Here is a 10,338-nt window from a genome sequence, read left to right as displayed (position 1 = left end):
CCAGAGAACCATGCTCGCCACCGCATCCGTCATCATCGCCCTGGCGCTCTTCATCAGTTTGATGAGGCTGCTCTTCACGCCCGCACCAGAAGACAAGGTGATCGTTATCGACATCGCCGGCTTCCAGTTGCTCGGGCTTGCCATCCTGCTCGCGCTCCATGACCGCAGCTCCGTCCACCTCCAGTTCGCCTTCATCCTGGCGCTACTCGGCTTCCTCTCCACGGTCATCCTTTCCCGTTTGATCAAACACCAATCGACCAAGCCATGACTCTCGAATTGATCGCCCACTGCTTCGCTCTCATCGGCAGCCTCTTCTTCCTCGTCGCCTCGGTCGGCCTCTACCGCATGCCCGATGCCTTCTCGCGCATCCACGCGGCTACCAAAGCCTCGTCCCTCGGCGTGATTCTCCTCGCCTCGGCCGCCGCCATCTTCTTCCGCGATTGGGCAGGCACCATCCTCAGCATCCTCACCGTGCTGCTCGTCTTCCTCACCGCCCCTCTCGCCTGCCACTGCATCAGCACCCAGCTGCTGAAAAAGGACCAATAGACGCCTCCACCTGCCAATTCCTCCTCTGTCACTAGAATATCCGACCAGATAAACGCGTCTCTTGAAACATGTTACGCGTTGCATCATACTCCCGGTCTGATGACAGATAAGATCAACGAGCCTCCGACCAAGGAATGGACATTCCTCACCAACCACTTCCATATTCTGGTCGTATTGGCTCGCCAACCCGACATGCGGATCTCCGACATGGCGACTGAAGTTGGGATCACCTACCGCGCTGTCCAACGCATCCTCGCAGAACTGGTGGAAGACGGCGTCCTCATCGTGCAAAAGGACGGCCGCCGCAACCGCTACACCATTAACCGCGAACGCCGCTTGCGCCATCCACTGGAGAGCAAGCACACCATCGGCACCCTGCTCGAAATCCTCGCCTAACGGATTTCACCGCCGCTCATCCAGCATCGACTGGATCAAAATCCGCACCAACTCGTTGGGGAACCTGCGCTCGGTCGTGATCGCGTAGAACCCTTCGCGCACTTCGGAAAAACGGTGCCGCTCCACCAGCAGCCCTGCCTCCAGTTCGTCCTGCACCACCACCCGCGGCACCAGACAATGCGCCCGCGATTCCCGCGCCATCAGACGCAGCATCGCCATATCGTCCACCTCCGCCACCACTTGCGGATGCACCCCTTCCCGCGCCAGCAATAGTTCAAAACTCTGGCGGATCTGACTCTCCAAAGTCGGCAACACCACCGGCACCCCATTCAACCCAGCCGGGAACTCAAACGCCGCCCCCGCCACATCCGGCCGAGCCACCAGGCTCACCCCCTGCTCGTCGAGCAAATGCGAATGCCACGCGTGCTCCGCATCACGCGGCACCTCCTGGTTGGCCAAAACCACGTCTAAAGTGTGGTGCTGCAACCCCTTCAATAACTCTCCAAGCGTCCCAGAGCGGATCACAATCTCCACCCCCGGCTGGTCAATCAACGGCTCGACAAATGCCAACTGGAAGTTGCGCGACAACGTCGCCACCGCGCCAATCCGCAGCACCTGCAGCTTGCGCCGCGTCCCTTGCTCAAGCGTCGCCTGCAACTCGCGTCCCGCTTTGAAAATCGTCTCCGCATAATCGAGCGCAATCTTCCCCGCCTCGGTCAGCACCAGCCGCTTGTTCTCCCGCTCAAACAACGCCTCGCCCAAACTCTCCTCCAACTTTCGCAACTGCGAACTCAACGCCGATTGCGATACCCGCAACTTCTCTGCCGCACGCGTCAGGTTCCCTTCGCGGGCAATCGCATAGAAGTAGCGCAAATGATGATAGTTCAGCTGGTCCATAGGTAAATCGTTCTCAAAAAGTGAACGAAAGGTGAAGATCAATCAATTAGAAAACATGAATTCCTTTTCGTATAAAAGGACCCATGAACGTGACCTCACCCGAAATCCTAGCTGTCGCCGGCCTCCTACCGGCTCTTCTCTTCCTCATCGCAAGCCTCACCCCGTTCTTCCGCGGCCAAGGCCAGACCGTCGCCCGCCGGGCCTCATCGCTGGCTCTGACGGGTGCGCTCCTCTCAGCCGCGGTGACTGGCTGGGTCTTCGCCACCGGCCCAGCGGCCCTCTCGCTCCACTCCGGTCTCGGGCTGAGCCTCTACCTCGACCGACTCTCGGTCACGCTGCTCACCATGGTCAGCTTCCTCGCCCTGATCATCAGCCGCTACACCATCAACCACCTCGCTGGTGACCCGCGCCAAGCCACCTTCGTCCGCCACCTGGTGCAAACCGTCGCCGCAGTCCAGCTCCTCTGCGTCTCGGGCAACCTGCTGCTCTTCACCGCCGCCTGGGCCGCCACCAGCCTCTCGCTCCACCGCCTGCTCATCTTCTACCCACATCTCGAAGGAGCTCAGCTCGCGGCGCGCAAGAAGTTCTTCATCAGCCGCCTCGGCGGCCTCTGCCTGGTGGCCGCTCTGGTCACCCTTTGGGTTCAATATGGCACCTGGGAAATCCCGCAGCTGATCGCCCTTCACGCGGAAACCCCGGTCCACGCAGCAACCCCGATCCTGCTGGTCCTCGGAGGCTTGATGAAATCCGCCCAGCTCCCCTTCCACAGCTGGCTCCCTGAAACCATGGAAGCCCCCACTCCGGTGTCCGCTCTGATGCACGCCGGTGTGATCAACGCCGGAGCCTTCCTGATCCTGCGCTTCAGCCCGCTCGTCGTCAGCTCGGAGTTCGCCATGAACAGCCTGGCACTCGTCGGCGGACTGACCGCGGTCTTCGGCTCGATCGTCATGATCACCCAGCCAAGCATCAAGCGCGCCCTCGCCTGGTCGACCATCGCCCAAATGGGCTTCCTGATGCTGCAATGCGGACTCGGCGCCTTCGGCCTGGCACTGCTCCACCTCGTCGCCCACTCGCTCTACAAAGCACACGCCTTCCTCTCGACCGGCGGAGTCGTCCAGCGCGCTGGCAAGCGCACGCTCAAGCCAGCCACACCGGCAAAAGCCACCTGGCTACTGGCTCTGACCTCGTCGGCCCTGGTGGTCGCCGGGCTGATCCTCGCCAACCACGGGTCCGCCCCGCTCCATGCCAGTGAGTGGATCCTCGTCTCCATCCTCTGGCTCGGCCTGGCACAACTGCTCACCACCGCCTGGTCCACCCCGCTCACCGGGCTCGCCCGCGTCGGCGGCATCGCCCTCAGCCTCGGGGTCGCAGCGATGGTCTGGACCCTCCACCAAGGCGTCCACCACCTCTACGACACCACCTTCCCGCAGCTGCCTGCGCCGCAGGGCATCTTCGACTGGGCACTCCTGCTGCTGATCCCATCCCTTCTCTTCGGAATCCTGCTGATCCAATCGCAACTGCAAGCGGGCACCGCCTCACCAGCGCTCAAGCGCCTCTACATCCACGCCTCCAACGGCTTCTACCTCGGCACCATCTTCGCCCGCCTCGTACGCCCGATCAGCAACCCGAAATCCCACGCCTAAATATCCACAGCCCCGAATGGCACTTACTTGAGCCCCATCGCCGTCAATTCCGCGCTGAAAGCGCGTCTCATAACAGCCTGGCGTCAGCGAGCCTCCGGCGAGCGCCACCCTAGGTAAATAGGCCCACCAATCCCCGGCCGAGCGTGCGATACCGCCAAGGCGCAGCACCCTCCCCGATGGCCGCTCCCGACACGACGACACACCCTAAGATAGTGCCATTCACCTAACCCCCGACTCTTCCCAACCATCGCTAAAAGCGAATCTCATACCACCCCACGAAATCACGCCCAACCACCCACAGCCACTATCCATCCCAAAACCAATTCTCTCTATGACCGTTCAAACCAAATCACCACAAACCGCGGCACAAGCCACCACCTCGAAGTGGATCACCGCCGCCCAGACCGCAGCCAACCGCATCCCGCCCCTCTGGCCGCTGAAGCACTTCGTCGCGGTGAACCCATTCCTCAATATGACCGGCGAAAGCTTCGCCCAGGTCGCCGCCAGAATGGCAAAAGCAGTACCCGGCGGAATGCTCATCAACCGCTCGTTCTTCCGCGGAAAATACGTCGATGGACAAATCACCGAAGCCTCACTGGAGCAAGCGATTGCCGCCCTTGAGAGCACCGGCCAGCTCGTCCTCGACGAAGGAGATACCGCACCCACCCTCCACGAACTCGAAGCCTGGCTCTACTCCGCCGAGCCAACCAGCCCGCACATCGGCACGTTCGCCGACACCATCGACCGCATCCACCAGTCCCGCTGGGCCGCCACCATCACCGAGGAAATCTCACGCTGGATGGGCGCCTACCTCGACGAAGGCCAGGCAATCTGGACCCAACCGTGGCAAGGCCAGAGCCTCTTCAGCGCCTGGCTGGAGGCCGCGTCGATCGACCGCAACGCGGAGCTCGCCGGACTCCACCACTTCCGCAAGTTCGTCCAAGCGCTGCCACAAGACCCACTCGCTGCCATTGAAAAGCTCGCCGATCTCGCCGACACCAAGGTCGAAGGAGCCGAGGATTGGTTCCACCGCGAGCTGCTCAGCGTCGGAGGCTGGGCATCCTGCCTCGAATACCGGAAACGCGAAGGCATCAGCCAGGACGGCGCGATCGCCCTGCTCGCCATCCGCCTCGCCTACGACGTCGCCTTGCTCCAACAGTTCGACACCCCAACCCTGCGGGCCTACTGGCGCAAACAAGTCCTGGTCCGCGACGCCCAGGCCGACCGGCGCCTGCTCCTCCACCTTGTGTGGCAGGAAGCTCTCGAACTCACCCACGCGGACTCTCTGCTCGCCACACTGAAGTCCACCACCGAGACCCCGGCCGCACCGACCACCCGCGCCAGCGCCCAGTTGGTCTTCTGCATCGACGTCCGCTCGGAGCCGATGCGGCGCGCCATCGAAAAGCACGACTCGACCATCGAGACGATGGGCTACGCAGGGTTCTTCGGCATGCCAATTGCCAAGCGCGCATTCGGTAGCCAACACGGCACCACCCACTGCCCGGTCATCGTCCAACCTCCCTACGAAGTCTGCGAAGCTCCTGCCGACAACGAGCAAACCGAACTGGAAAAGGTCCACAACAAGCGCTCGCTCGGCGGTGTCTTCAAATCCTTCAAGGACTCGGCCGTCTCATGCTTCAGCTTCGTCGAAGCCGGTGGCTTGAACTACAGCTGGCCACTGCTCCGCGACGGCTTCCTGCGCAAAGCTCCCAACCACCACAGCGACCTCGCGCCGCGCACGGACCTGCAGCACGAATCCTGCGGCATCCCGCAAGCAGACCAACCGGAACTCGCCAAGGGACTCGTGCGCGCACTCAACCTCGACGCCCACAGCGCCCGCCTCGTCGTCCTCTGCGGCCACGGCGCCAGCACGAAAAACAACCCCTATGACTCAGGCCTCCAATGCGGTGCCTGCGGCGGTCACTCGGGCGACTTCAACGCCAAGCTCGCCGCCCAAATCATGAACGACCCCGCGGTGCGCGAATCCCTCGCAGCAGATGGCATGGCCCTACCGGAGGACACGCTCTTCCTCGCCGGTCGCCACGACACCACCACCGATACCATCACGCTCTTTGATCCCGACCAAATCCCGGCCAGCCACCGCGACGACGTCGCCCGGCTCGAGCAATCGCTGGCGACCGCCTGCAACCACGCCCAAGTGGCGCGGGCACCACAACTCGGAATCACCGAGACCGATCCAGCCAAAGTCGCCGCCGCCCTCGCCGAGCGCACCGATGACTGGTCGCAGGTCCGCCCCGAGTGGGGACTCGCCGGCAATGGTGCGTTCATCATCGCCCACCGCGATACCAACAAACACCACGACCTCGGCGGCCGCGCGTTCCTCCACCACTACGAGTCGGAAAATGACCCACAGGGCGCGGTCCTCCAGGCCATCCTCGGCGGTCCCATGGTCGTCGGCTCGTGGATCAACCTCCAGTACTACGCCTCCACCGCCAACCACCAGGTCTTCGGCAGCGGCAACAAAGTCCTGCACAATGTCAACGGCACCCACGGGGTACAGCTCGGCAATGGCGGTGACCTGAAATCCGGCCTCCCCCTCCAGTCCATCCACGACGGCACCAACTGGGTCCACGAACCAGTAACACTCAAAGTCTTCGTGGATGCCCCGGCCGACAAAGTCCGCGCCGCACTGGATTCCCAACCCACCGCCAAGGAACTCGTAGACAACCACTGGCTGCGCCTCTACGCCGCCGATCTCGAAGGCGGCTGGACCCAACTGTAACCAACCATCCCGCGCCGCCAGCCCCTCAGGCGGCGCGGGATACCCCGGCCACAGATCTGCGCAGATGGACACAGATAGTGGAATGAGAACATCCACCTAACGCCGATCACATCGCAAATGCCCCTTTTCCCCATTGCTACTCCTTAAGAAAAAATCAGCCCTCCATTTCCGATCTCCGCCGCTTTGCGTCTTCGGGTCTTTGCGTGACCACCCAAACCAACCAACACCCGCCCATTCCAATCACGTGAATCCTGTCCAAAAGCCTCCGCAGCCTCCTGAATGGAGGCCGGACCAAAGCACAGGGCTTCAGCCCTGTGATGACAGCCATCCCCAAAACCGCACCCTGCATGGGTGCTGGAAACCGCCGCTCAGACCGCAAATGCCCCTTTTCCTCATTGCTACTCCTTAAGGAAAAATCAGCCCCACATTTCCGATCTCCGCCTCTTTGGGTCTTCGGGTCTTTGCTTGACCACCCAGACCAAACAACGCCCGCCCATCCCAATCACGTAAATCCTGTCCAAAAGCCTCCGCAGCCTCCTGAATGGAGGCCGGATCAAAGCACAGGGCTTCAGCCCTGTGATGACAACCCCACCCAAAACCGCACCCTGCATGGGTGCTGGAAAGCGCCGCTCAGACCGCAAATGCCCCTTTTCCCCATTGCTACTCCTTAAGGAAAAATCAGCCCCCCATTTCCGATCTCCGCCCCTTTGGGTCTTCGGGTCTTTGCGTGACCACCCAATTCAAATCACGTAAATCATGTAAATCCTGTCCAAAAAACATTCCCCATCCGCTCGCAGCGCGCTCATTCCTTTCGCATTTCACCTCCCATCACCCGCCCGCTTGTCATCCGGCCAATGTGCCTCCATGTTGGGGGCACCATGGCAGCAACGATGAGCATGACCGGATTCGGGCGCGGAGACGCGCATTCCTCGGACGAACATTCCTCCGTCCGCGTGACCGTAGAGATTTCCTCGGTCAACCGCAAACAACTCGACATCGTCGTCAACCTACCGCGCGACCTCCAGAACCTGGAGCCCATCGTGCGCAAACAACTCGCCGCCAGCGCCTCACGCGGGCGCATCACCGCTAAAGTGATCATCGAGCGCGAGTCCGGCCCGTCACAGGTGGTCACCACCAACCCTGAGTTGTTCGCCCAGTTCCGTTCAGCCCTGGCCGAACTAACCGACAAACCAGTCGGCGACGTCGAACTCAGCGACGCTGAAATCGTCCGCTTGCCCGGCGTCATCACCATCGAAGACGCCTCGGTCGAAGCCACCGACCTGACCGAACCACTCACCGCCGCCACCGCCGCTGCCATTTCCCAATGGAACGACATGCGCGCATCGGAAGGCGATCACTTGGTAAAAGACCTGCTCCAGCGCCTCGACATCATCCGCACCACCGTCAACCGCATCGCGGAACGCTCGCCGGAGGTCGTCGCCCACTGGCGCAAACAACTCCACGAGCGCCTGCAGAAAGCCGGCGTCGACCTGCCTCAGGACGACGACCGCCTGCTCGCCGAGCTCACGCTCTTTGCCGACCGCTCGGACATCAGCGAAGAAACCACCCGCCTCGATTGCCACTTCGCCAAGTTCCTCTCGCTCATCGAAGCCGACGAACCATGCGGCCGCCCACTCGACTTCCTACTCCAGGAAATGCACCGCGAGTGCAACACCATCGGCAGCAAAGCCAACGACGCCGAGATCGCCCAGGGCGTCGTCACCTGCAAAACCGAACTCGAGAAAATCCGCGAACAAGTCCAAAACCTCGAGTGACCCTTCCTCGCTCTGTTTCGTCCCTTCCTCCACCGCTCGCCCATGCGGGTGCTGGAGGGTCGACATTCCTGTCGACAACCACTTCCCACGGAGCGAAGCGACCATTTCGATTTCCCTGTTTCCGAATTTCAACTTTCCCTCTCCATGACCGAATCCGCCAAAACGATTGCCCGCACCGAGCGTATCGGCCTGCTCTGCATGGTCTCCGGCCCCACCGCCTCCGGCAAAACCACCGTCTGCCGTAAAGCCCGCGACCACGACGACTGCGTCTACTCGATCTCCTGCACCACCCGCGCCCCACGCGAGGGCGAAGTCGACGGAGTGGACTACCATTTCCTCGACAAAGACGACTTCATCCAGCGCACGGCCCAAGGTGATTTCCTCGAATGGGCCACCGTTCACGGCAACTACTACGGCACGCTGAAAAGCGAAGTCGTCGCTCATCTCGAAGCCGGCCGCGACGTCGTCATGGACATCGACATCCAAGGCGCCCAGCTCATCCGCGCCACCGAGGATCCGTTCATCCGCAACGCCCTGGTCGACGTCTTCATCCTGCCCCCAAGCATGGACGAGATCAAAAACCGCCTCTTCGGCCGCGGCACCGAAACCGACGACCAAATGCGCCTGCGCCTTTACAACGCGCTGGACGAAATGAAACACTGGCGCGAATACCGCTACGCCATCGTTTCAGACACACCAGAGGCCGACTTCGACCGCTTCCGCACCATCCTCAACGGCGAACGCATGCGCGCCTGCAGGATGCGCACCCCGGCCGGCCTCGTCGGCAACATCCCCACCGACCTCCCACAGGAACTCATCACCGCTGAATAGCGAGGGGATGCCCTGAAAACTGAACACTTCCAACTAGCAAACTCCCCCCCATGTCCACCATCGTCCTCGGCGTCACCGGATCCATCGCGGCCTACAAAGCTGCCGACCTCACGAGCAAGCTCGTCAAACTCGGCCACACCGTGCACGTGGTGATGACCAAGGACGCCACCGAGTTCATCACACCGCTCACCTTGCAGGTGCTGTCGAAGAACCCGGTAACCACCAGCATCCACGACGAAAAACAGAGCTGGCACCCTGGGCACATCCAGTTGGCGGACAACGCGGATTTGCTGGTCGTGGCGCCCGCCACCGCCAACATCATCGCCAAGTTCGCCAATGGCATCGCTGACAACCCATTGTCCGCCATCCATCTCGCCACGCTGGCTCCGCTGCTCATCGCTCCGGCAATGAATGGCAAAATGTGGCAACACCCAGCCACCCAGGCCAACACCGAGACCCTCAAAGCCCGCGGCGCCGAGTTCATCGGCCCGGAAGACGGCCTCCTCGCCTGCGGCTACGAAGGCGCCGGCCGCCTCCAGGAAGTCGACGACATCGTCGCCAAAATCCAGCAGATGCTAGGAGAAGCCTAGGACCAGTCGGTTTTCAGACAGGATGAACATGATTAACCTGATTTGTTCACCGGCGCGACAACGCCCCCACCACTCCCCCACTGAAAACTGCAAACTGACTACTAGCAAACTTAATGCACCTTCTAATCACCGCCGGACCTACCCATGAAGCCATCGACCCCGTGCGCTTCATCAGCAACCGTTCCTCCGGCAAGATGGGGTTTGCGTTAGCGGAAGCTGCAATTGCCGCCGGCCACGAAGTCACGCTGATCGCCGGCCCGGTGCAACTACCCACGCCAGAGGGCGTCACCCGCATCGACGTCACCTCCGCAGCCGACATGTTCGACGCCGTAGAGCGCACCCTGAACGACCACCCCATCGGCTGCGCCATCCTTTGCGCGGCCGTCGCGGATTTCACCCCCGCCACCACCGCCGGTCAGAAGATCAAAAAGACCGGCAAGGACAAAATGACCATCGAACTTGTCCCGACCAAAGACATCCTCGGTTCGATGCGCGACCCGCTCGGCTTCAACGGCACGCTCGTCGGCTTCGCCGCCGAAACCACCGACGTCCTCACCTACGCCAGCGACAAACTCACCCGCAAGCGCTGCGACTTCATCGTCGCCAACGACGTCAGCCAACCCGGCATCGGCTTCGACTCCAACGACAACGCCGTGACGGTACTCGGCAAGGATGGATCACAATGGTCCGCCAGCGGCAGCAAACGCGACCTCGCCACCAGAGTCATCGCAACCGTTGCGGGTTAGGCGAAGCTACTAGCGATCCGCTTCATGTGCCACAGATGGGCACAGATTCGCGCAGATGTATTTTCCCGCTCCGGACGCCAGCTTCCGGTTAAATACAGCGCCTGGCTCCGGACCGCCGGTCTCCAGTCCGGCCGCCAATACCTCCGAGCGTAGCGAGCACGATCCCGCCGA

General features: G+C 61.8%; 10 protein-coding genes. 9 read left to right on the top strand and 1 reads right to left on the bottom strand.

The window, feature by feature from the left end:
- Positions 1–10 precede the first annotated feature (10 nt).
- The 3 genes from G3M56_RS02995 (at position 11) to G3M56_RS02985 (ending at position 942) form a co-directional block, all read left to right on the top strand.
- Entirely contained in the window at positions 11–268 is a 258-nt protein-coding gene (locus G3M56_RS02995) for an MrpF/PhaF family protein (RefSeq protein ID WP_164363187.1), read from the top strand.
- The gene (gene mnhG / locus G3M56_RS02990) at positions 265–546 is read left to right on the top strand and encodes a monovalent cation/H(+) antiporter subunit G (protein WP_164363186.1); all 282 of its coding nucleotides are present in this window, start codon (positions 265–267) and stop codon (positions 544–546) included. Before G3M56_RS02995 ends, mnhG begins: the two co-directional genes overlap by 4 nt.
- Positions 547–645: 99 nt before the next feature.
- The gene (locus G3M56_RS02985; RefSeq protein WP_164363184.1) at positions 646–942 is read left to right on the top strand and encodes a winged helix-turn-helix domain-containing protein; all 297 of its coding nucleotides are present in this window, start codon (positions 646–648) and stop codon (positions 940–942) included.
- Between the two features lie 6 nt (positions 943–948).
- Here G3M56_RS02985 and G3M56_RS02980 read toward each other — a convergent pair whose 3' ends face one another.
- Positions 949–1,839 (bottom strand): LysR family transcriptional regulator, encoded by an 891-nt coding sequence (locus G3M56_RS02980; protein ID WP_164363181.1) that lies wholly within the window; start codon positions 1,837–1,839, stop codon positions 949–951.
- An 83-nt stretch (positions 1,840–1,922) separates the two neighbouring features.
- Here G3M56_RS02980 and G3M56_RS02975 point away from each other — a divergent pair, with 83 nt between their 5' ends.
- From G3M56_RS02975 to G3M56_RS02950, 6 genes are all read left to right on the top strand, one after another.
- Positions 1,923–3,482: a proton-conducting transporter transmembrane domain-containing protein gene (locus G3M56_RS02975; protein WP_164363179.1), complete on the top strand. Its 1,560-nt coding sequence runs from the start codon at positions 1,923–1,925 to the stop codon at positions 3,480–3,482.
- Positions 3,483–3,813: 331 nt separating this feature from the next.
- Complete coding sequence (locus tag G3M56_RS02970) at positions 3,814–6,225, top strand: YbcC family protein (RefSeq protein ID WP_164363177.1); 2,412 nt, start codon at positions 3,814–3,816, stop codon at positions 6,223–6,225.
- An 878-nt stretch (positions 6,226–7,103) separates the two neighbouring features.
- The gene (locus tag G3M56_RS02965; RefSeq protein WP_164363175.1) at positions 7,104–8,000 is read left to right on the top strand and encodes a YicC/YloC family endoribonuclease; all 897 of its coding nucleotides are present in this window, start codon (positions 7,104–7,106) and stop codon (positions 7,998–8,000) included.
- A gap of 144 nt (positions 8,001–8,144) precedes the next feature.
- The gene (gene gmk / locus G3M56_RS02960; RefSeq protein ID WP_164363173.1) at positions 8,145–8,831 is read left to right on the top strand and encodes a guanylate kinase; all 687 of its coding nucleotides are present in this window, start codon (positions 8,145–8,147) and stop codon (positions 8,829–8,831) included.
- A 50-nt stretch (positions 8,832–8,881) separates the two neighbouring features.
- Entirely contained in the window at positions 8,882–9,421 is a 540-nt protein-coding gene (gene coaBC, locus G3M56_RS02955) for a bifunctional phosphopantothenoylcysteine decarboxylase/phosphopantothenate--cysteine ligase CoaBC (protein ID WP_164363171.1), read from the top strand.
- Between the two features lie 113 nt (positions 9,422–9,534).
- Positions 9,535–10,167 carry a phosphopantothenoylcysteine decarboxylase domain-containing protein gene (locus G3M56_RS02950; protein WP_164363169.1) on the top strand — a complete coding sequence of 211 codons (633 nt, stop codon included), beginning with the start codon at positions 9,535–9,537 and terminating at the stop codon, positions 10,165–10,167.
- Positions 10,168–10,338 lie beyond the last annotated feature (171 nt).

It is taken from the genome of Sulfuriroseicoccus oceanibius, from assembly GCF_010681825.2.
Lineage (GTDB): Bacteria > Verrucomicrobiota > Verrucomicrobiia > Verrucomicrobiales > SLCJ01 > Sulfuriroseicoccus > Sulfuriroseicoccus oceanibius.
The sequence above is the reverse complement of the archived record's forward strand: the minus strand, read 5'-3'. Positions and strand labels throughout refer to the sequence as shown.